Annotated in this window: 20 protein-coding genes; 13 read left to right on the forward strand and 7 right to left on the reverse strand. The window is 68.9% G+C overall.

The features are described from left to right. Positions 1-71 precede the first annotated feature (71 nt). The gene (locus C5B97_RS01805) at positions 72-407 is read left to right on the forward strand and encodes a hypothetical protein (protein ID WP_104310422.1); all 336 of its coding nucleotides are present in this window, start codon (positions 72-74) and stop codon (positions 405-407) included. Between the two features lie 111 nt (positions 408-518). Here C5B97_RS01805 and C5B97_RS01810 read toward each other — a convergent pair whose 3' ends face one another. Genes C5B97_RS01810 through C5B97_RS01820 form a run of 3 tightly spaced genes read right to left on the reverse strand, consistent with a single transcriptional unit; the run spans position 519 to position 3840 of the window. Beyond that, positions 519-1385 carry an energy-coupling factor transporter transmembrane protein EcfT gene (locus tag C5B97_RS01810; RefSeq protein WP_104310423.1) on the reverse strand — a complete coding sequence of 289 codons (867 nt, stop codon included), beginning with the start codon at positions 1383-1385 and terminating at the stop codon, positions 519-521. Beyond that, a complete protein-coding gene (locus C5B97_RS01815; RefSeq protein ID WP_104310424.1) occupies positions 1382-3280 on the reverse strand; it encodes an ABC transporter ATP-binding protein in 1899 nt (632 codons plus the stop codon). The genes C5B97_RS01810 and C5B97_RS01815 overlap by 4 nt, the downstream gene beginning before the upstream one ends. Beyond that, complete coding sequence (locus C5B97_RS01820) at positions 3277-3840, reverse strand: ECF transporter S component (protein ID WP_104310425.1); 564 nt, start codon at positions 3838-3840, stop codon at positions 3277-3279. The genes C5B97_RS01815 and C5B97_RS01820 overlap by 4 nt, the downstream gene beginning before the upstream one ends. Before the next feature lie 177 nt (positions 3841-4017). Between C5B97_RS01820 and C5B97_RS01825 the strand changes: the two genes are divergently transcribed. The 10 genes from C5B97_RS01825 to C5B97_RS01870 all read left to right on the forward strand — a co-directional run bounded on the left by C5B97_RS01825 (position 4018) and on the right by C5B97_RS01870 (position 14613). After that, the gene (locus C5B97_RS01825; protein ID WP_104310426.1) at positions 4018-4416 is read left to right on the forward strand and encodes a BlaI/MecI/CopY family transcriptional regulator; all 399 of its coding nucleotides are present in this window, start codon (positions 4018-4020) and stop codon (positions 4414-4416) included. A gap of 74 nt (positions 4417-4490) precedes the next feature. Beyond that, positions 4491-5315, forward strand: a complete 825-nt coding sequence (locus tag C5B97_RS01830; RefSeq protein WP_104310427.1) for a M48 family metalloprotease — start codon at positions 4491-4493, stop codon at positions 5313-5315. A 3-nt stretch (positions 5316-5318) separates the two neighbouring features. Then, the gene (locus tag C5B97_RS01835; protein ID WP_146080691.1) at positions 5319-5801 is read left to right on the forward strand and encodes a hypothetical protein; all 483 of its coding nucleotides are present in this window, start codon (positions 5319-5321) and stop codon (positions 5799-5801) included. A gap of 64 nt (positions 5802-5865) precedes the next feature. Beyond that, on the forward strand, positions 5866-7308 hold the full coding sequence (locus C5B97_RS01840; protein ID WP_181026853.1) for a sensor histidine kinase: 1443 nt from the start codon (positions 5866-5868) through the stop codon (positions 7306-7308). 104 nt (positions 7309-7412) lie between these two features. Then, a complete protein-coding gene (locus tag C5B97_RS01845; protein WP_104310430.1) occupies positions 7413-8144 on the forward strand; it encodes a response regulator transcription factor in 732 nt (243 codons plus the stop codon). Between the two features lie 160 nt (positions 8145-8304). Continuing rightward, positions 8305-9189, forward strand: a complete 885-nt coding sequence (locus C5B97_RS01850; RefSeq protein ID WP_104310431.1) for an ABC transporter ATP-binding protein — start codon at positions 8305-8307, stop codon at positions 9187-9189. Then, complete coding sequence (locus C5B97_RS01855; protein ID WP_104310432.1) at positions 9186-10385, forward strand: ABC transporter permease; 1200 nt, start codon at positions 9186-9188, stop codon at positions 10383-10385. The genes C5B97_RS01850 and C5B97_RS01855 overlap by 4 nt, the downstream gene beginning before the upstream one ends. A 202-nt stretch (positions 10386-10587) precedes the next feature. Beyond that, positions 10588-12672: an acyl-CoA dehydrogenase gene (locus C5B97_RS01860; protein ID WP_258067854.1), complete on the forward strand. Its 2085-nt coding sequence runs from the start codon at positions 10588-10590 to the stop codon at positions 12670-12672. Between the two features lie 114 nt (positions 12673-12786). Then, positions 12787-14142 carry an FAD-dependent oxidoreductase gene (locus C5B97_RS01865; RefSeq protein WP_104310434.1) on the forward strand — a complete coding sequence of 452 codons (1356 nt, stop codon included), beginning with the start codon at positions 12787-12789 and terminating at the stop codon, positions 14140-14142. Between the two features lie 9 nt (positions 14143-14151). Continuing rightward, positions 14152-14613, forward strand: a complete 462-nt coding sequence (locus C5B97_RS01870; RefSeq protein WP_104310435.1) for a flavodoxin domain-containing protein — start codon at positions 14152-14154, stop codon at positions 14611-14613. A 36-nt stretch (positions 14614-14649) separates the two neighbouring features. Here the strand turns inward: C5B97_RS01870 and C5B97_RS01875 are convergent, their stop codons facing one another. Then, complete coding sequence (locus C5B97_RS01875; RefSeq protein ID WP_104251644.1) at positions 14650-15117, reverse strand: Lrp/AsnC family transcriptional regulator; 468 nt, start codon at positions 15115-15117, stop codon at positions 14650-14652. Positions 15118-15693: 576 nt separating this feature from the next. On the opposite strand from C5B97_RS01875, the gene C5B97_RS18130 reads away from it, so the two are divergent. Together C5B97_RS18130 and C5B97_RS01885 are read left to right on the forward strand one after the other, a co-directional pair. Beyond that, positions 15694-16410: a cyclase family protein gene (locus tag C5B97_RS18130; protein WP_244295948.1), complete on the forward strand. Its 717-nt coding sequence runs from the start codon at positions 15694-15696 to the stop codon at positions 16408-16410. Between the two features lie 20 nt (positions 16411-16430). Next, complete coding sequence (locus tag C5B97_RS01885) at positions 16431-17195, forward strand: IclR family transcriptional regulator (RefSeq protein ID WP_258065797.1); 765 nt, start codon at positions 16431-16433, stop codon at positions 17193-17195. Between the two features lie 3 nt (positions 17196-17198). Here C5B97_RS01885 and C5B97_RS01890 read toward each other — a convergent pair whose 3' ends face one another. The 3 genes from C5B97_RS01890 to C5B97_RS01900 all read right to left on the reverse strand — a co-directional run bounded on the left by C5B97_RS01890 (position 17199) and on the right by C5B97_RS01900 (position 20639). After that, a complete protein-coding gene (locus C5B97_RS01890; protein ID WP_104310436.1) occupies positions 17199-17957 on the reverse strand; it encodes an IclR family transcriptional regulator in 759 nt (252 codons plus the stop codon). Positions 17958-18021: 64 nt separating this feature from the next. Next, complete coding sequence (alr, locus tag C5B97_RS01895) at positions 18022-19176, reverse strand: alanine racemase (RefSeq protein ID WP_104310437.1); 1155 nt, start codon at positions 19174-19176, stop codon at positions 18022-18024. 8 nt (positions 19177-19184) lie between these two features. Then, positions 19185-20639: an amino acid permease gene (locus C5B97_RS01900; protein WP_258067855.1), complete on the reverse strand. Its 1455-nt coding sequence runs from the start codon at positions 20637-20639 to the stop codon at positions 19185-19187. Positions 20640-20907 lie beyond the last annotated feature (268 nt).

Here is a 20907-nt window from a genome sequence, read left to right on the forward strand (position 1 = left end):
TTCGTCCAGAGGGGCATCGTCGTTCGTGCCCGCACCCGAAACGTGGATGATCGCCGCGTAGCGTTGCGCGCATGAGCGAACAGCAGGCGAACGACCCGCAGGCGCGGGCAGACCAGGCAAGCGCGGGCGAGGACGTCGCGGCGAACGGTGAAGGCTCCGGCGGCGAGAGCGCCGGCCACGAGAGCGCGGCGCGCATCAGCACCGAGCAGCTCGCCAACGAGCGCGCGAACGGCGACGGCCACCTCTTCCCCGACGCGGGCTCGCTCTTCGAGCCGGAGCCCGCCGACACCCCGCAGGAGCTTGAGGCTGAGGTCGAGGAAGCGGAGAAGCACGACAAGCGCTTCGCGACCGGGCCAGATGAGTGGGGCGTGGCCGAGAGCAATTTCGGGCAGAACACGAGCGAGTAGCGTCATCGCCCGACGAGGCACTGCCCTCGGTCTCGGGATGGGTTCCTCACTTCCAGATGGGTTGCACCCCATCCCGAGATGAGGAACCCATCCCGAGATTGGCGGGATCGTTCAGCCCAGGTGGCTCGACGCGAGCAATGCGGCCGCCGTCGCGGTCCACGCGACGGCCACGAGTGCCCAGTCGGCGGCGTCCGTGCGGAGGATGTGGCGCTCGGTGCGCGTCGGGGCGAAGCCGAACGCGCGCGCATCCATCGAGAGCGCGACCCGGTCAGCGTGCCGCAGCGCGCCCGCGAGCAGAGGGATCGTGACGTCGAGCTGCGAGCGAAGCCAGGCGAGCGGCCCCCGACCTCGATCGACGCCGCGCACGCGCCGGGCGGCTCGGATCACCTCGAGTTCAGACCGGAACCTCGGCACGAACCTGAAGGCGGCCATCGCGGCGTAGCCGAAGCGGTAGGGCACGTGCAGGTGCTGCACCAGGGAGCGCACGAAGTCGTCGCCCGCCGTGGCGATCCCGCCGACGAGCGACAGCAGCACGATCGCGACGAGGCGGAGCGCTGTGCCGAGTCCGGTGGCCCAGGCGGCCACCGTGAAGGGCCGGCCGGCGAGCTCGAAGATGGTCGCCGTGCCGTCGAGCGCGAGCGCGGCGAGCAGGGGAGCGGCGCTTGTCGTCTCGCCGGACACCGTCGGGTCGACCCAGACGCCGAGGGTCACCGACAGGACCGCCAGCACGACGGGCACGCCGGCGATCAGCAGCAGGGCGCTTCGGGCAGACAAGCGCGCCCCGCTCAGAATCGCGATGCCGCAGAGAACGATCAGCAGCGCTGGGCTGAAAGCGTCGCGCACCACGAACATCGCGATGATCGCGGGCAACGTCGCGGCGATCTTCACGAGCGGGGTGCGCCGGTGCAGCCAGGGCAGGCGCTCGGCGCGCGAGCGCGCGACACTGGGCCGCGAGGCGAGTGCGTCGCCTGCGCTCACGACGCACCGCGCAGGTTCGCCGAGGACTGGCGAGCGAGCTCAGCCTCGAGCCGAGAGATCGACGTGATGCCGCGCAGGCCTGGGTGACTGCGCACGTCCGCGAGTGCGCGCGCAAGCGGCGGCAGGCCAAGGCCCGCGGCCTCGAGCGCACCGGAGGACACGACGTCGCCGACTTCGCCGTGCGCGGCGACCACGCCACCCTCGAGAACCAGGAGGTGCGTCGCGAGTTCCGTCACGAGCTGCAGGTCGTGCGTCGCGAGCACCAGCGTGGCCCCGTCTCGGTGGAGCTCACGCAGCAGCGAGACGAGCTCATCGGCGCGCGCCTTGTCCTGCCCGAAAGTCGGCTCGTCGAGCACCAGCACGTCGGCCCCGTCGAGGAGGGCGGCGGCCACCGTGAGCCTCCGCTTCTGACCGCCGGAGAGGAGGAACGGATGCCGGTCGGCGTGCTCGGCGAGCCCGAAGCGCTCGAGCATCTCGTCGACCCGGCTCCGTGCATCCGCCGCCCCTCGCCCGATCTCGAACGCGAGCTCGTCTCGCACGGTGTGCGTGAGGAACTGGTGCTCCGGGTTCTGGAACACGTAGCCGACGCGGGCGCGGAGTTCACCCGCCCGCATCCGGGAGATGTCCTGCCCGTCGAGCAGCACGGTGCCTCGCGGCGCGCGACGCACACCCGCGAGGGCTTGCAGCAGGGTCGATTTGCCTGCCCCGTTGTGCCCGACGACGGCCGTGATCGTGCCGGGCTGGATGCTCAGGGCAACTGGCCCGAGCACTTGTGTGCGGCCGCGGGTGACGGTGAGCTCGCGGACGTCGAGGCGAGGGGAGGCCGGTTGCGTTCCGGACTGCTCGGGGGACGCGGCCGACTTCGGTGACAAGTGCTGGGTCGCAGGGGTGTCTGTGGTCGATTCGGCGCGAGTAGTCACCGAAGTTGGCCGCAGACCGATGCGCAGGTCGGTCGCTGTCGGTGAGGCCGCGTGCTCGAGGCGCCGCGCGAGCTCGGTGCCGAGCAGCGGCAGCGGTGCCGCGCCCAGATCCCAGCCGGCCTCGGTGAAGACCGCCGCAGCCTCGTGTGCGACGGGGAACCAGACGCCGAGCTCGCGGAGCCTGTCCGAGTGCTGCCCGAAGATCTCGCGGGGCGGGCCGTCGAGCACGAGACGCCCGTCGGAGTCGAGCACGATGACGCGGGTGGCGATCGTCAGCGCCTCATCGAGGTCGTGCTCGATGAGCAGGAGGCCGTGCGTTCCCGCTCGCACGAGCTCGCCGAGCGCCAGGTAGATGGCGTGCTTCGCCGCCTGGTCGAGGTTCGCCGTCGGCTCGTCGAGCACCAGGAGCCGCGAGCCCATGGCGAGCGCGCTTGCGATGGCGAGCCGCTGCCTGCCCCCGCCGGAGAGCACATCCGGAGAGTCCTCGCGCCGCGACCACAGACCGAGCTGGGCGAGCGACGCCTCGACCCTCGTCTCGATCTCCTGGACCGGAAGACGGAGGTTCTCTGGGCCGAAGGCGACCTCATCGAAGACCTGGCCGGTCACGATCTGCGCGTCCGCGTCCTGGAACACCATGGCGACGTACTGGCTTGCGGCGGCGACGCCGAGCTCGGCGACGTCCCGCCAGTCGGCGCCTGCCCGCGCCCCTTCCGCCCGCGCCCCGCCCGTTCCTTCTGCCTTCGACTCGTCTGCGCCGTCCGCGAGCAGCACCCTCCCGGTCACGTCTGCCCCGAGCGACTGCGGGATGAGCCCGTTCAGTGCGCGGGCGAGCGTCGATTTGCCGCACCCGGACGGGCCGAGGAGCAGCACCGCCTCGCCGCGGGAGATTGAGAACGAGACGCCGTCGGGGCGCGGAGCCGCAGCGTCGAAGTGGGTGACGGAGAGACGTTCGACCCGCAGGAGCGGGGACGTCACCTGGGTGCTCTGCGGTCTTCCGCGAGCCGCAGGTCACGGCCGATGCCTGCACGCTCGAGCTGCTTCGCGAGCCAGACCGCGAGCATCGTGCAGAGCGGAGGCGACACGAGGAAGCTGCCGATGAGGAGCGCCGTGCCGAGCGCGTCGTACCCGCCGCCGTCGAGGATGCGGAACGCGGCGGCGGTCATGACGAGGCCCGCGAACAGCGACCCGGCGAGGAACAGCCACGCCGACCAGCGTCGGTAGCGTGTGACCAGGAACGGCAGCTCCTGGAGCACCCCGATGCCGACGCCGATGAGGAACGCGCCGAATGCGATCGGCTGGAACGGGCTCGCGACGAGTCCGGCGAGGGCCGAGGTGATGAGGCCGACCCACGGGCGGCGGAACAGCGCCTGCGCGAGTGCCCCCGGAATGAAGTACAGGCCGATCGTGAGCCCGTACACGAGTGGGAGGAGATTCGAGACGGCGCCGCCGATGTAGGCGTTGACGGTGAACACGACTCCGCCCGCGACTCCGATCGCGGCACAGCTCATGAGCAGACGAGTGCTGACGTTTCTCATTGGGCTCCACGCCTTCCCTCAGCGGGACACGATCCCGCTGGGGTCACGGGCTGGTGCAAGTCTACAAACTGTAGAGCGACGCGCGCGACAGGCCGTGGAGCTTGATAGCCTGAAGGCTCGCGGAGATCTGGGTGACGTTCCCCACGGCAGATCCGCGTCAAGAATTGGAGCAGCACAATGCCAGGAACTCGCACTCGAGCACGGGGTGAGCTCGAACTCGTCGTGCTGCGGCTCCTGTGGACCGCCGACGAGCCGCTCACGGCCCGTGAGATCCAGGACCGGTTCCCGGGCCGGGTTCCCGCGTCCACGACCATCCTCACCGCCCTCGACCGCCTGCGGGCGAAGGGTGATGTGACGCGCGTCGGCCACGAGCAGCGCGGCATCCGCTTCGCTGCGACGCAGACCGAAGCCGAGCACGCCTCCAGGGCGATGCTGAATGCGCTCAAGACGATCGACGGCCGCGAGGCCGCGCTCCTGAAGTTCGCAGGCAACCTCGACGCCCGTGACGCAGACCTCCTTCGCGCGGCTCTGCAGCACTCGCCTGTCTCGGCTTCCGAGCCCGCATCGGCCAGCTAGCCGGAGCCGGACCGGGTTCCACCATGGCTCCAAGCGGGCGTCCGGGGTTCCTGCCCGGACGCGAGTGATCCGAAGTGTGGATCATCCCTGCGCTCGCGTGTCTCGCGTTCGCGGTCTTCACGATGCTCGCGGCACCGTCGCTCCTCACCCGGGGCACCTGGCAGGTGCAGCATCCGCAGCTGGCTCTCGGACTGTGGCACGGCGCCGTCGTCGGCGGCTCGCTCGCGCTGCTGGCGGCCGTCGCGCTGTCGGTCGTCGCTGTGCTCACCTGGGAGCATGACGAGGGCAGCTGGCTCAGCGGCTTCGAGATCGCGCTCGCCTCGGTCGTCGCGAGCGTCGGCCTGATCGCCATGTTCGGCTGGGGGTTCATCGTCACGCGTCGTTCCGGGCGGGCTCTGGCTGACGGCAGGCGCGCGAACGACGAGCTGCGGGATGCTGCGCGCGTGCTGTCCTACAGGGATGAGCGCATCGGCGGGGCCCTCGTGCGCTTCGTCGAGTCTCCGGCACCGCACGCGCTCGCGGCGGCCGGGCCCGCTCCGGTGGTCATCGTGTCGAGCGGACTCGAGCAGCTGCTGACGCGCGAGCAGCTGGAAGCGGTCGTCGCGCATGAGCGCTGTCACCTGGTCAGGTTCCACGCCCTCGCCCAGCGGCTCGCCGAGGTCAACGAGGCGTGCCTCCCGCGGTACACGGGCGCGAAGAACCTGTCGCGCGCGACGGCGCTGCTCATCGAGCTGATCGCGGATGACGCGGGTGCGAAGGCGGTGGGCGCGGATGCGCTTGCCGGCGCGCTCCAGGCGCTTGCGGGTGCGGGTGCCGGATCGGACGATGACGTGCTGCGCCAGCGGGCGAGAAGACTCCACGCTCGTCCGGGAGGCATCAGCTCGACGTGGCAGGCTTGAGGCATGCCTGATTCCCCTTCGTACGAAGAACCTCGCCCGGGCTACGACGTGCCACGTGCAGCAGAGCCTGAGCGGTCGCTCACCCCGGCGCGCGTGTCGAGGCTCCGGCGGCTCACGATCCTCCTCGCGGTCATGGTCGCGGCCGGTGCGCTCGCGAACTGGCAGCAGGAATCCGAGTTCCGGTCGGCGAGCATCCTGAGTGTCGTGGTCTCGATCGTGGTCATCGTCGTCGGCTACGGCGCGATCTGGAAGATCCTCGGCTCACCCAAGCGGAAGCGGGCGGAGGGCGCTCGGACTGCGGGCAGCATCCTCTCCGTGCTCGCGGTCACGGGTCTTCTGCTGACGGGTGTGCTCGCGATCACGGGTGCGAGCGCGAACGGCGCGGTGCAGCTGGTCGTCGGGCTCGGCTCGGCGATCGTCGGAGCCATCTGGCTGCACGCCGCCTGGCGCCGTCTCCCCGCCGAGCCGACCGGCCTGCTCGACTGACACGTTCGCGTGCCCCGCGACGCGCGCGCGTGGAATGTCGGGGGCTGCGCCTAGCCTTGAGCCCATGATCTCGTCACCGCGCGGCAGCGATCTCTGGCAGCGACTCCAGGGCCTCGATGCCGAGCATCCGTCCGACTGGCAGCGACCCGGCCCATCTCGGCGTGCGCTGCGCACCGACATCATCGTGGCGCTCATCGCGGTCGGCCTCATGGTGTTCTCGAACTGGGCGGTGCTCGAGCTGCGCAAGGGGGCCGACCCCTCTGAAGTCGGCGCCCTGCTCCACGACGAAGATCCGGCTGCAGCGCTGGTCGGCATGGTCCTCGTGCCCGCGATGTACGGCGTCGCCATCGCGTTGCGCCGCCGATTCCCGTTGTGGATGCTCGTGCTCAGCACGGTCGCGTTCGTGTCGGCGTTCGCCTTCACGTACCTCGACACCGTCGTCACGCAGATCGGGTACTTCCTGCTCATCTTCACGGCGGGTGCCTGGAGCAACCAGCGGGTGATGGTGACGCTGCTGCGCATCGCCATCACGGTCGGCATGACCGTGTGGGCCGTCGTCGACGCCTTCACTCGTGCGACGCTCCTCTTCGCGTTCTCGGAGTCGAGCGACAGCGAGAACTGGATCTCGAGCGTCTTCACGGCCTACACGCTGCTCATCAACGTGCTCTACTTCATCGGCGCCTTCTGGTTCGGCAACTCCGACTACCGGCGGGCGGGGCAGCGCGCCGCGCTCGAGGAGCGCACGCGTGAGCTGGAGGAGTACGCGGAGGCGCTGGCTGACGAGCGCAAGCGCGTGGGAGAGCAGGCGATCCGCCTCGATCGTGTCCGTATCGCGAGAGAACTCCACGACGTGGTCGCGCATCACGTCTCGCTCATGGGCCTGCAGGCGGCCGCGGCTCGGCGCACCGCAGAGACTTCGCCAGAGAAATCGCAGCAGGCTCTGCTCGGTGTCGAGCAGAGCGCACGCGTCGCGATCGAGGAGCTCCATTCGCTCCTCACGACGCTGCGCAGCGCGGATGCGGACGACGCCGACGGTGCGCCGGCGCCCGACGACGGCGCACCGGGAGTGCAAGCAGGAGCATCCGCGCCTTCGACGCACACCGTCGAGCAGGTGCCGGCGCTCATCGAGGAGCTGCGCGGGGCCGGCATGCGGGTTGAATTCAGCACATTCGGGGAGCCGCGGCCGGTGTCGCCGCTGACCGGCATCGCGGTGTACCGCGTGCTGCAGGAGGCGCTGACCAACACGCGGAAGCATGCCGGCCCCGAGGCTCCCGCCGACGTCCGGCTGCGCTATCTGGAACGCGGAATCGAACTCGATGTGACCGACGACGGGCCAGCATCCTTCGCCCACGCCGCTGCCGCGAAGCACACGAACAGCGCCGGCGGGCTCGGGCTCGTGGGCATGCGGGAACGAGCCCGCGCGGCGGGAGGCGAGGTCACCACCAGCAAGCGCGGTGGCGGAGGTTTCCGGGTTCTCCTCCGGGTGCCCTATGACCGGCAGGTGTGACGACGTGCCCCTGGACTCCAGCGCCACTCGGACAACTCCCGGTAACCTCGCCCGCATACGGTCACGAGAACGACACCGCTGCTGCGGGTGCCAAAGGAGGCCAAGTGTCTGAACAGATCCGCGTGGTGCTGGTCGACGATCACCAGCTCGTGCGCATGGGCTTCAAGCTGATCCTCGAGTCCGAGGCCGATATCGTCGTCGTCGGCGAGGCGACAGACGGGCGCGAAGCCGTCGCCGTCGTCGAGCGGCTCAAGCCAGACCTCGTGTGCATGGACGTGCAGATGCCCGTGCTCGACGGCATCGCAGCGACCCGCGAGATCATGCAGCTCGGCGACGCCGCCCCGCGTGTGCTCATGCTGACGACCTTCCGCGACGAGGCCGCCGTCCGCGACTCGCTGCGCGCTGGAGCGAGCGGATTCGTGCTGAAGAACTCGCCGCCGGAGACGCTCGTCGAGGCCGTGCGGGTCGTCCACTCAGGCGATGCCCTGCTCGATCCTCAGGTCACACGTGGCGTCATCGCCGGCATGCTCCACGACGCCCCGGAGTCGGCCCCGACGCAGGTCGCGGATGCGCTGCAGGCCGGCGTGCACGAAGAGGGCACGTCGCTGGCACCCACCCAGCATCCTGCGCTCGCGAGCCTCACCGAGCGCGAGAGCGAAGTGCTGGCCCTCATCGCGGAGGGTCTCAGCAACGCGGACATCGCGGCGCGTCTGTTCGTGTCCGAAGCCACCGTGAAGACGCATGTCTCGAACCTGCTCGCGAAGATCGGGGTGCGCGACCGCATCCACGCGGTCATCTTCGCCTACAACGTGGGCGTCGTCGCGCCCGTCGAATAGCGCCCCTCAGGCCGAGCGACCACCACCTCACCCGAGCGGATGAAGCGGCAGAGCTCGAGTTCCGTCGCGCGGCCGATCCCTCGACCCGCCGTTGTCCGTAGCGTCTTCTGCATACCCAGAGACGGTGCGGCGTCGGACGTCGCGCGAGACAGGAGGGGTGATGCTCGAGATCCAGAACATCTCCAAGACCTACGGCGACCGCAAGGTGCTCGACGATGTGAGCTTCTCCGTGGAGCCGGGCAAGCTCACGGGCTTCGTCGGCGGCAACGGCGCGGGCAAGACCACGACGATGCGCACGATCCTCGGCGTCGTGAAGCCGGATGCCGGAGTCGTCACGATCGACGGCCGTCCCGTCGTCGTGACCGACCGGGCCCGCTTCGGGTACATGCCGGAAGAGCGTGGCCTCTACCCGAAGATGAAGGTGAAGGAGCAGGTCACCTACTTCGCCGAGCTGCACGGACTCAGCGCCAAGGAGGCGGCCAAGAACGCCGACCGCTTCCTCGATGACCTGGGGCTCACAGAGCGGGCAGACGACAACGTGGAGGACCTCTCGCTCGGCAACCAGCAGCGGGCGCAGATCGCCGCGTCGCTGGCGCACGAGCCCGAGATGCTCATCCTGGACGAGCCGTTCTCCGGACTCGACCCGCTCGCCGTCGAGGTCGTCCTCGAGACGCTGCAGGGCTTCGCGGCCCGCGGCGTCCCCGTGCTCTTCTCCAGCCACCAGCTGGACGTCGTCGAGCGGCTCAGCGACAACCTCGTCATCATCTCCGGGGGAGCCATCAGAGCGAGCGGCGACCGACACGAGCTGCAGGAGCGCCACTCCGAGGGCATGCACCGCATCTCCGTCGCCGGAGACGCCGGCTGGCTCCGAGACGAGCCGGGCATCAAGGTCCTCGAATTCGACCGAGGGGATGCGATCTTCGTCGCCGACTCGGGGGAGACGGCGCAGCGCATCCTCCGCACGGCCCTCGACCGGGGCCCGGTCTTCGGCTTCGGTCGCCACATCGTGAAGCTCTCCGACATCTACCGGGAGGTCGTCGCATGACGAACACACAGGAAACCACGTCTCCCCAGCGGGCCGCAGCCGCGGCGCCGCGGCCTCGTCAATTCGGCCTCAGCTCGGCGAAGGGCATCCAGCTCATCGCCAAGCGAGAGATCCTCGTGCAGGCTCGCTCGCGCGCCCAGCAGATCTCGTTCCTCATCACCCTGCTGCTCGTCGCGGGCGGCATCGTGGCGGTCGCGCTGTTCGGTGACGCCATCGGGGGCGGATCGACGAAGGTGGCGACGGTGTCCGACACGACGTCGATCGCTTCCACGGCTGGCCTCGAGGCGACCGAGGTCGCATCCGCTGAGGCCGCTGCCCAGCTCGTGCGAGACGGCGAGGTCGAGTACGCGGTGCTGACACCGGCCGATGCTCGAGGCCTTGAGCTCTTCACGGGCGACGGGCAGCCGGCGAGCGACCTCGGTGACGGTGCGTTTGTGCTCGTCGGGCTCGACGGGGTGCCGACCGAGGACTCCATGGCCCTCGCTCAGGTGCCCCCGTCGTTCTCGCTCGAGGCTCCCGAGGTGAACCCGGCCCTCGGGTACATCATGGCCGTCGCGTTCGGCGTGCTCTACTTCATGGCCGCGATGGGCTATGCGTACACGATCGCGCAGAGCGTCGTCGAGGAGAAGCAGTCGCGCATCGTCGAGATCCTGCTCTCCACGGTCACGCCCCGCGTCATCATGGCGGGCAAGGTCATCGGCAACAGCATCCTGGCGCTCATCCAGGTGGCGGCGATCCTCGCCGCCGCAGCCATAGCGCTCGCCGCGACGGGCCAGGGGGCGCTGTTCTCGCTCATCGGGCCGGGCTTCGTCTGGTTCCTGGTGCTGTTCGTGTTCGGCTTCGTGCTGATCGCCACGCTGTACGCGGGCGCATCCGCGATGGTGTCGAGGCAAGAGGAGGTGGGCAGCGTCACGACGCCCCTCATGATGCTCATGCTCATCCCGTACATGCTCGTGATCCTCTTCAACAGCAACGCGCTGCTCATGACGATCCTCAGCTACATCCCGTTCTCGGCGACCATCGCGATGCCGCTGCGCGTCGTGCTCGGGCAGGCCGAATGGTGGGAGCCGATCCTGGCGCTGGTGATCCTCATCGTGACGAGTGCGGTGTCGATCATGATCGGGGCCCGTATCTACGAGAACTCCATCCTCCGCATCGGCGGACGTGTGAAGCTCAGCGACGCCCTCAAGGGGTAGGCGCAGGCCGCAACAGCCGGCATCACCGCACATCTCTAGCGGGTCAAGCTAACGCTTGGCCCGCTGAGTTGTATGAAGTGTGCAATTCGGGGGGTTCTGGCGCGCAGAATCCTCGTGCCCTCCCACCGGGAAATGGCGAGTGTCGGTGGCCCGTCCTAGCGTGGAGGCATCCCAACGTTGCAAAGGAGCATCCGTGTCTGACATCAGCATCAACGATCCGGAACTCGACGAGCCTGTTGCTCTCGAGCAGAGCCGCATCGATGTCGGCTGGCTGTCGCAGCAGCTGCTCGGCACCTGGCCGGAGGAGCGCCTGCGCGCACGAGCGAACTCGGCTCGGCCCGAACTGTGGCACGACCCGGCCCTTGCCATGCCGGAACATCGCGACCGTGTGATGGGCCAGTTGCACATCCTCGTCGAGGAAGGCGCCGTCAACCTGGCGTTCCCGAAGCGCCTCGGCGGTGAGGCGAACCACGGTGGGAACATCGCTGCCTTCGAGGAGCTCGTGGTCGCCGACCCAAGCCTCCAGATCAAGGCCGGCGTGCAGTGGGGACTCTTCGGCTCTGCCGTCATGCACCTCGGCACCGACTACCACCACGACACGTTCCTCCCGGGCATCATGAGCCTCGAGGTGCCCGGCGTCTACGCCATGACGGAGACGGGCCACGGCTCCGACGTGGCGTCGATCGGCACGACGGCGACGTACGACGAAGCCACGCAGGAGTGGGTCATCAACACCCCGTTCCGCGGGGCGTGGAAGGACTACCTCGGCAACGCGGCGCTGCACGGCAAGGCGGCGGTCGTGTTCGCGCAGCTCATCACGAAGAACGTGAAGCATGGCGTGCACGCGTTCTACGTCCCCATCCGCGACGACAGCGGCCACTTCCTGCCGGGCATCGGCGGTGAAGACGACGGCGTCAAGGGTGGCCTCAACGGCATCGACAACGGGCGCCTGCACTTCACCCAGGTGCGCGTGCCTCGACGCAACCTCCTTAATCGCTACGGCGACGTCTCGGAAGACGGCACGTACACCTCGCCCATCAAGAGCCCGGGGCGACGCTTCTTCACCATGCTCGGCACCCTGGTCCAGGGGCGAGTCTCGCTCGACGGCGCCTCGGTGGCCGCATCGAAGGTCGCGCTCAAGATCGCCATCACCTACGCCAACGAGCGGCGGCAGTTCGCGGGCGGTGACGGCGAAGAAACGGTGCTGCTCGACTACGGGATGCACCAGAAGCGGCTCATCCCGCGTCTCGCGACGACCTACGCGCTGAGCTTCGCGCACGAGAACCTGCTGAAGCAGTTCCACGGCGTCTTCTCCGGCGACCTCGACACCCCGGAGAACAGGGAAGACCTCGAGACGCTCGCGGCCGCCCTCAAGTCCCTCTCCACCTGGCACAGCCTCGACACGCTGCAGGAGGCACGAGAGGCGTGCGGCGGGGCCGGGTTCCTCGCCGAGAACCGCATCACGCAACTGCGTCACGACCTCGACATCTACACGACCTTCGAAGGCGACAACCACGTGCTGCTGCAGCTCGTCGGCAAGCGACTCCTCAGCGACTACGCCGAGCAGTTCAAGGGTGCCGACCGGGGCGAGGTCACGCGCATCGTCGCCGAGCAGACGGCCGAACGCATCTACTCGGGGTCCGGCCTTCGCGGCATCGGCCAGATCGTCCTCGACCGGGGCAGCCGAGCCCGGTCGGTCGGCTGGCTGCGACAGCCCGCCACGCAGCACGAACTCCTCACCGCGCGGGTCGAGACCCTCGTCTCCGAGATCGCCGCGAAGCTGCGCAACGCCAAGAAGCTGTCCAAGTCCGAAGCGGCCGCGCTCTTCAACCGCCACCAGCCGACCCTCATCGAGGCGGCGCGGGCACACGGGCAGCTGCTGCAATGGGAGGCGTTCACCGACGCGATCGCGGCTATGCCTGAAGGCAAGACGCGCCAGGTGCTCACGTGGCTGCGCGACCTCTTCGGTCTCGGCCTCATCGAGGAGAACCTCGCCTGGTACCTCATGTCGGGTCGCCTCTCCGTGCCTCGCGCGCAGGCCGTCTCCGCATACCGAGAGCGGCTCATCGCACGACTGCGCCCGCACGCTGGCGACCTGGTCGACGCGTTCGGCTACGGGCCCGAGCACATTCGAGCGTCCATCGCCTCCGGTGCGGAACGCGAACGTCAGGACGAGGCACGCGCCTACGTGCGAGCGCAGCGTGAATCGGGTACTGCTCCCGTCGAGGAGAAGGCCATGCAGGCAGAGGAGAAGCTGAAGCAGCAGAAAGCGGGCGCCAACGCCTGACGATCGCCACCTGACCGGCGGCCGGCCTCCAACCTGAAGCAGCGGCTCGGGCCGAGGTGCGATACTCGGCGGAGCGTTTCCCGCGCCCCCGCAAGTCGAGGAGAGCACCACTGCATGACCGTTGAACCCCGCCGTGCCGTCGCGATCATCGGCAGCGGCCCCTCGGCTTGCTATACGGCGCAGGCGCTGCTCAAGCTGAGGCGCGACGTCGATATCACCATGTTCGAGCGCCTGCCCGTGCCTTACGGCCTCATCCGCTACGGCGTCGCACCGGACCACGTCGGGACCAAGGCTGTCACCCGCCAGTTCGATCGACTCTTCACCCGTTCGGGTGTGCGCTTCCTCGGCAACGTCGAGGTGGGGCGCGACGTCGACCTCGAGTCGGTGCGAGGCGCGTTCGACGCAACCGTCGTCGCGACGGGGCTGCACGCCGACGCGCACCTGCCGCTCCCGGGGTTCGACGACGCGCGAGTCGTCGGCGCTGGACGATTCATGCGCATCCTGAACCAGCACCCCGGCGACGAGGTGTCCCTTCCCTCGCTCGGCGCTCGCGTCGCGGTCGTCGGGAACGGCAACGTGGCGATCGACATCGTGCGGCTGCTCGCGAAGCACGAGACGGACTTCGAGGGGTCCGACGTGCACTCGCCGCTGCTCGAGCAGGCCTCGGGTGAGCTGCGGACCATCGAGGTGCTCGGACGATCCCTCGTCGACCAGGCGAAGTTCACCCCCTCGCTGCTCGCAGAGCTCGGACGCATCGACGATGTCCGCTACGAGGTTGTCGGCGTCGAGGCCTCGTCGCTCGAAGATTCTGCGGAGAGATCGGGGCAGGCGGCTGCGCTCGCGGCGCTGCTCGCCCGCGACCAGCCGACCACGCCTCGCATCACGGTGCGCCTCCGGTTCGGCGTCGCGCCCGTCGCGCTTGCCGCTGAGTCCGAGGGAGGCTCGCCCCTCCGGCTCTCGGTCGCCGGCCCCGGCTCCTTCGAGCCCCAGGGTGCTTCGACGGTCGCCGAGCCCGCGTCTCTCGACGTCGACTCGGTCGTTACCGCCGTCGGCTTCCACCGCGGTGACGCGCACCTGCTGCATGCGCTGCTCGGTCACGAGCGGGATGTCTTCGCGGCAGGCTGGGCGAGGCGCGGCCCGCAGGGCACCATCGCCGAGAGCCGCGCCGAAGGGCAGACGGTCGCGCGCGAGGTCGAGGAGTGGCTTGCATCGGCGGATGTGAAGCCCGAGGGTGAGCGGGCGGCCCTGCTCGCACGCCTCGACGAGGTCTCGGTGAGCTTCGCCGAGTGGAACGTCATCGACGAGCACGAGCAGCGTCAGGCTGGCCCCGGCCGCGTGCGGGCGAAGGAGCAGGACACCGAGAGTCTCCTGCGCATTGCTCGAAGCTCATCCGGGTCCTCGGCCGCGGTTGCTCCGCTAAGCTCCCACCCGTCCGTGCCAGAAGCCCCAACCCCCGACAGTGACAACTAGGAGCAGTTCATGAGCATCGTCATCCTCTACGGAACGGAGTCCGGAAACGCGGAGATGGTCGCCGGCGACCTTGCGGACGCCATGCCCGACCGTGAGGTCACGGTCGAGGACATGTCCGTCTTCGAGCCGGAGGAGCTCGAGGAAGGCACGTTCTACCTCTTCGTGTGCTCGACCCACGGTGACGGTGAGCTGCCGAGCGGGGCTCTGCCCTTCTGGGAGGAGCTCGACGCCATCCGCCCGGCACTCGACGGCTACCGCTACGGCATGTTCGGAATGGGTGACACCACCTACTCGGACACGTACAGCCAGGGCAGCGAGCACATCGACCGGCTCATGACCGAGCTCGGGGCGCAGCGGGTCGGTGAGTACGGGCGGCACGACGCCAGCTCGCGCCAGACCGCGAGCGACGCGGCACTGGCCTGGCTCCCAGGCCTGCTCGCAGCGCTCGAGGCCGCCGGCATCGACGCGTAGCGCAGGGAGCTGTGCCCTCGGTCGTGGTGGCCAGGGTCAGTCGCCTGCGGGCGGCGAGTGTCGGATGGCCGTGGACAGGGAGAGTGAGGTCACGGTGTTCTTGACGCCCGGGATGGCGGCGATGCTCTCCCAGACCTCCTTGATGCGCTCGACCGAGCGGGCCTCGAGGAGCACGAACAGGTCGTAGTCGCCGGTCAGGATGTCGCATCTGATCACCTCGGGGACCTCCGCGAGCGTTGCGAGGACATCGGCCCCGCGCATCCGGTCGGCGCGGTAGACGAAAAGTACGGCGGAGATCGGGTGGTCGTGGGTGTCGGCGTCGCTGCCCCGCACGAGGGTGTAGCCCTCGATGACCCCGTCTCGTTCGAGGCGCTCGATGCGCTGCTTCACCGCGTTGCGTGAGAGTCGGACCCGGTTCCCAAGTGCGACGAGCGGGATGCGCGCGTTCTTGGTCAGCTCTCGCAGGATCTGCGCGTCGATCTCGTCTCGTGGCCGCATCGTCATTGCTGCACCCCCTCCATGCGTGTGACATTAGCACTATGACATGGTTATATTGCATAGGGCGTGGAACGACGACGACGCGATGACGCGTCACAGGAGAGGAACACGATGGTTCTCAGGACAACGGTTCGAAGCAGGATCCGGGTGTACTGGCCAGTGCAGCCGGCCACGTTCGCCGAGGTCGTCGCCGGCAACGTATCGGTCTTCAGGGAGAGTCCCGACGTGCGCCCACTGCGCGACGTGCTCGCGTCGTTCTCGGAGGTCGGTGACTTCGGTGACTACAAGACGGTGACCGAGGTGTCGATCGGCTTCGAGGGCTTCACCGTGGGGTCAGGAGCTCAGCCGACGCTCGGGTCCGCTGGCGAGCGGACGATTTCGCCCACGCTCGCGGTGACGACGCACGTCGACGACGCACTCGGCTCTGCTCGGCTCACCGAGATTCTCGAGCGCATCGTCGAGGTGCATCCATGGGAGGTGCCCGTGATCGAGGTGACCGAGGGGGTGACGCTCGTCTCGCGGGGGAAGGGGACGAGCGCGCTGGCCTCGAGCGGCGCCAGCTCGAGTGATGCCTGGTCGCAGCTGAGCGCTGCGCTCGAGGGGCGCGTCTACACGGATCTCACGCACGCCTTCCACGCCGGGCAACCCCATTTCCCGGCGTTCCCGGACGAGGAGCGTGAAGAGCTCTTCTCCCTGGAGCGTGGAGACGGATTCACGGCGCACCGGTACTCGCTCATCGGACAGTGGGGCACGCACGTGGACCCGCCATCGCACTTCGCCGCCGGAGGGCGGGCTGTCGACGAGCTGCCAGTCTCCGAGATGATCCTCCCGCTGGTCGTCCTCGACATCAGCGAACGTGCGGCGAGCGACGCGGATGCGACGCCGGTGCTCCGGGATGTCGAGCGCTGGGAGGCGGAGCACGGACGGATCCCCGCTCGCGCCTTCGTGGCGCTCCGCACCGATTGGAGCCACCGCTGGCCCGACGCCGCAGCCATGGCCAACACGGACTCGGACGGTGTGAGCCACACGCCCGGATGGTCGCGCGAGGTGCTCACCTTTCTGATCGAGGAGCGTGACATCGCGGGTGTCGGTCATGAGCAGACCGACACGGATCCGGGTGTCGCGACCTCCGCTGGCGACTTCAGCCTCGAGCGATTCCTGCTCGAGCGGGATCGGTGGCAGGTTGAGCTGCTCGCGAGTCTTGATCGCGTGCCGGCGGCCGGCGCAGCGGTCGTCGCGACCTGGCCGAAACCGCAGGGCGGAAGCGGATTCCCCGCTCGAGTCTTCGCGATCCACTGACCCTCGCTAGGCTGGCGAGCGTGGAGTCGAATTCGAGCATGGGGCGTGCCCTCGACGTGCTCACCACGCTCGCCCAGCTGACGCGGACACCTCCGCACCGTGCGACGGTGGCTCAGGTCGCGGGTGCGCTCGACCGTGATCGCTCGCAGGTCTCGCGAACGCTGAAGCACCTTGCCGAGGATGGCTCGGTCCTGAGGCGCGATGACCGGAGCTACGAGCTCGGATGGCGCGGCTACGCGACCGCTCAGGAGCTCACGGAGCGACGCCTGAGGATCGATGGCCTCACGCTGCTCGAGGGGCTCGCGCGGGACACCGGCGAGGCCTGCTTCATCGGCGTCCTGAGCGGTGACAGCACGGTGACGATCGTGGAGGCACTGCCGAGGGACGCTCGCATGATCGGCTCCTGGCTGGGCCGCCCGTATCCGGCGTTCTGCTCGGACGCAGGGCAGGGGACGCTCTGGGATGCCGACGACGACGAGGTGGCCGCCGTTCTCGCGGCAGCGGACTTCCGGGCGTCAGGGCCGAATGCTCCGGTCGATGTCGGCGACTTCCTCGAGCGCCTGGAGCGCGCGCGTCGGCGCGGGTACTCGATCGTGGATGAGGAAGCAGAACCGGGGCTCTACTCGGTCGGCGCTCCGATCTGGGACTTCCGCGGCGAGGTGATCGCCGCCGTGCAGATCGTCGGCGCCCGTGCGGAGATGGTGCCGAAGAGCGATGAGCTCGGGGCTGCGGTGGCCCGGACCGCCGCGCGCCTCTCCGAAGTGCTGGCCGCTCCCGCCTGCTGACGCTCAGCTGTTGGAGGTGGCGAGTGTCGTGATGCGCGCGGCCGCGGCCTTCATCGCCGCGATCAGGCCGGGGGTCTCGGCTTCCGGGAGGGCTTGGGAGACGCAGCTGAGCGAGGCCACGATGACCTCGCCCTCGCCTCGCAGGGGGACAGCGAGATCGCTCGACTCATGTTCGAACTCCTCGAAGGCGTCGACGTGACCGCTTGACCGATCACGGTCGATTCTGGCGGCCAGCTCGGCGATCGAGTAGGCGGCGCGGGGTCCGCCGACGCCGACGAACTGCGCGTTGCCGAGGAGCTGCTCTAGCGTGCCGAGCGACGAGTCCCAGAGGAGCGCACGCCCGGCCCCCGTGCACCAGATCGGGGTGACCATGCCGGGGCGCAGCGACGCGGTCGTCCCCGACGTCGGCGACTCGAATCGAAGGAGCAGTGCGCGGTCGCCGAGTGACGCCGAGATGCGCGCATCCACGGGGAACCGGGCGACCAGGGAGCGCAGTTCGCTTCGTGCCGCTCGCAGCCACGGGGTGTGGCGGGCGGCGGCTACCTGGAAATGGCGAGGTCCTGGCCGGAAGACCAGCTCCTCGTTCTTCTCCAGCATCCGCAGCTGGACGAGTTCTTGCGTGAGGCGCGACACCCGGCTGCGTTCGATCCCGGTGTGGTCGGCGAGCCTCGACACCGTGAAGGCGGAGCGGCCGGTGGCCTCCCTCTGCGTCGCTGCGGTCAGGAGCGACAGGCCCTGCGCCAGCGAGGACTGCTGCTGCATGGTGCGATCTCCTCGGAGTCGAGCTCTCTGCGTGTCACCTCGGATGTCGGCGACGGTGGGGGCTTCAGCGTACTGCGAGCGCGGGCCGACGGGCGGCGCTGCCGACCGCGAATCGGGGGAGGATACGCCCCCAGGCGGTGTAGAGGTCTGCGGCGATCTGCGTGTTGGCGAGTTCGAGGTCGTGGCTCGTCACCTCGCCTCCGCCCTGCCTGCCGTAGAGCACGACATCGTCCCCCGGGAAGACGCCGTGGACCTCCGTGACGTCGATGATCAGGCAGTTCATGCCGGGCAGGTCGATGACGGGCGCGCGCTTGCCGCGGATGAGCACCTGCGCGCGACCGCCCAGGCTCCGATGGAAGCCGTCCCCGTAGCCGACCGGGACCGAGGCGAGCACGGAGTCGCGTTCGAGCACGTGGGTGCGTTCGTAGCCGACGGTCTCGCCGGCGGAGTATCCGTTGACGGCGGCGACGCGGGATCTGACGGTCATCGCCCTCCGGAAGCGCTTAGGGTCGGCCGCGGTGTCGCCGTAGAGGGCGGCCCCGATGCGGACGAGGTCGAGTCGGGACTCGGGCACGGTCAGGCCCGCGTACGAGGTGGCGCAATGGCGGTCGATCCGCGAGGTGGCACCCTGCTCTCGCAGCACGCTCGTGGCGGTCTCGGCCTCGTCGACGAACCGGGCCGTGCCGGCTCTGATGTCCTGCTGATCCTCGAGGGGGAAGTGCGTCGCGATGCCGCGCACATCGAGTCCGGGGAGGGATGCGAGCGCCCGAAGCTCTGCGAGGCCTGCGGGGCGTGACACGTCGATGCCCTCCCGCGTGATGCCGGTCGAGTTCACGGACAGGTGAACGGGAATCGATCGACCGGAGGCGGTGGCGATGGCCGAGGCGGTTGTGGCGTGCGGGAAGCCGCCGATCCACTCCTCGATGTTCCAGTGGACCCCCGCCTGCATCTCCTGCGGCTGCGCAGAACGCAGCCGCAGGAGACGCCCCGTGAAGCCAAGGGCGCGGAGTTGGGCGGCTTCACGGTTACTCGAGATGCCGAGCATCTCGATGTTCTTGGCGATGACGACGGGGCCGAGCAGGTCGATGCCGTGCCCGTAGGCGTCCGCCTTGAGGACGATGCAGAGCGTGCTGCGTCCGGCGAACTCCCGCTGGATCTCCTGGAGATTGTGCTCGATGGCGTCGAGATCCACCTCGACCCAGACGGGTTCCGTCGTCATCCGCGTGCTCACTGCTCTGCGCTTCTCTCCGGTGAGCGCCCACGCCCGGTCTCGGTCGCGGTCCCATCCGGGGCGGCGACGGGTGCCTCCTCGTCGATGAGGAGCCTCGGCTTCGCGCCACGGCGGGTGTAGCGCCACCAGAAGATCACGTAGCAGGCGATGACGAACGGCACCCCGAAGTAGAGGGCTGCGATCTGGTTCGGGTCGAAGGCGATCGCCACGATCGAGACGCTCAGCAGCACGAACGCCAGGATGGGCACGAACGGGTACAGCGGCGTGCGGTAGGCCAGCGTGCGCACGTCGCCACCGCTGCGCACGAACTTCCGGCGGTGGAAGAACTGCGAGGCGACGATCGACATCCACACCGCGACCACGGCGAAGCCCGCGACGGAGACCAGCACGAGGTAGACCGTCTCCGGTGCCATGACGCTCGAGATGAGCGACGCGAGCCCGCCGAGCATGCTGACGCTGAGGGCCACAAGGGGGATGCCGCGGCGGGTGAGCTTCGTGAAGACCTGGGGCGCGTGGCCTTCCTCGGCCAGCGAGAAGAGCATCCGAGCGCAGGAGAACAGTCCGCTGTTGCCCGCGGAGAGCAGCGCCGTGATGATCACGAAGTTCATGATGTCGGCGGCGAACGGGATGCCGATGTACTCGAAGACCGTCACGAACGGGCTGTCGGTGACGCCGGTCTCCTCGTACGGGACGATCGCTGCGATCACCGTGATCGCGCCGATGAAGAAGATCACGAGGCGCAGGACCGTCGACTTGAGCGCCTTGGGGATGTTCTTCGCAGGGTCCTTGGTCTCGCCGGCGGCGACACCGATGAGCTCGGAGCCGCTGAACGCGTAGAACACGGCGAGGGCGGTGACGAGGACACCGGAGATGCCGGTGGGGAAGAGCCCGTCAGGCGTGTCGAAGTTGCTGAACAGCACGGGGCCGCTTTCCGCCGCCTGCCCGCCGAACGGGGCGAAGCCGAAGATCGCCGCACCGCCGAGGATGATCAGCACGATGATCGCCGTCACCTTGATCAGGGAGAACCAGAACTCCGACTCTCCGAACACTCGCGCCGAGATGGCGTTCATGCCGAAGAGCGCCGCGGCGAAGACGAGGCACCAGATCCAGACGTCGACGCCGGGGAACCAGCGCTGCATGAGGATGCCGGCGGCGGTGAACTCGGAGCCGAGCGCGACCGCCCAGCACAGCCAGTAGAGCCAGGCCGTCGTGAAGCCGGTGGCGGGGTTGATGCTTCGCGCGGCGTAGATGTGGAAGGCCCCGGACACTGGGTACGCGATGGCGAGCTCGCCGAGGCAGGTCATCACGAGGTAGACCACGACCGCGCCGATGCCGTAGGCGAGGACGGCGCCGAGCGGTCCCGCCTGCGAGATCGTGTATCCGGAGCTCAGGAAGAGGCCGGAGCCGATGACCCCGCCGAGGGCGATCATCACCAGGTGGCGTGCACCCATCGATCGCTGCAGCTTGCGCAATGGCACCTGCGTGGAGGTGGTGTGGGGGAGCGAGTTGTGCAGCTCGGTATGCGTTGAAGGGGACATGGCTCACCTTTGAGTTCTGTGTCGTGACCAGGATGCTGCGAGTGCTACATAGTCACGTGGTGGTGTCTATATTGCATCTCTCTGGGATATTTCCCAAGTATGCATCCGCCACCGGGTTCCACAAGCCCCTACGACGAGGGCAGGCGAAACGGCAGTCGCACCGCCGAAACGTCAGGCGACA

This window comes from Pseudoclavibacter sp. RFBB5, from assembly GCF_002931555.1.
In the GTDB taxonomy this organism is placed as follows: Bacteria; Actinomycetota; Actinomycetes; order Actinomycetales; family Microbacteriaceae; genus Pseudoclavibacter.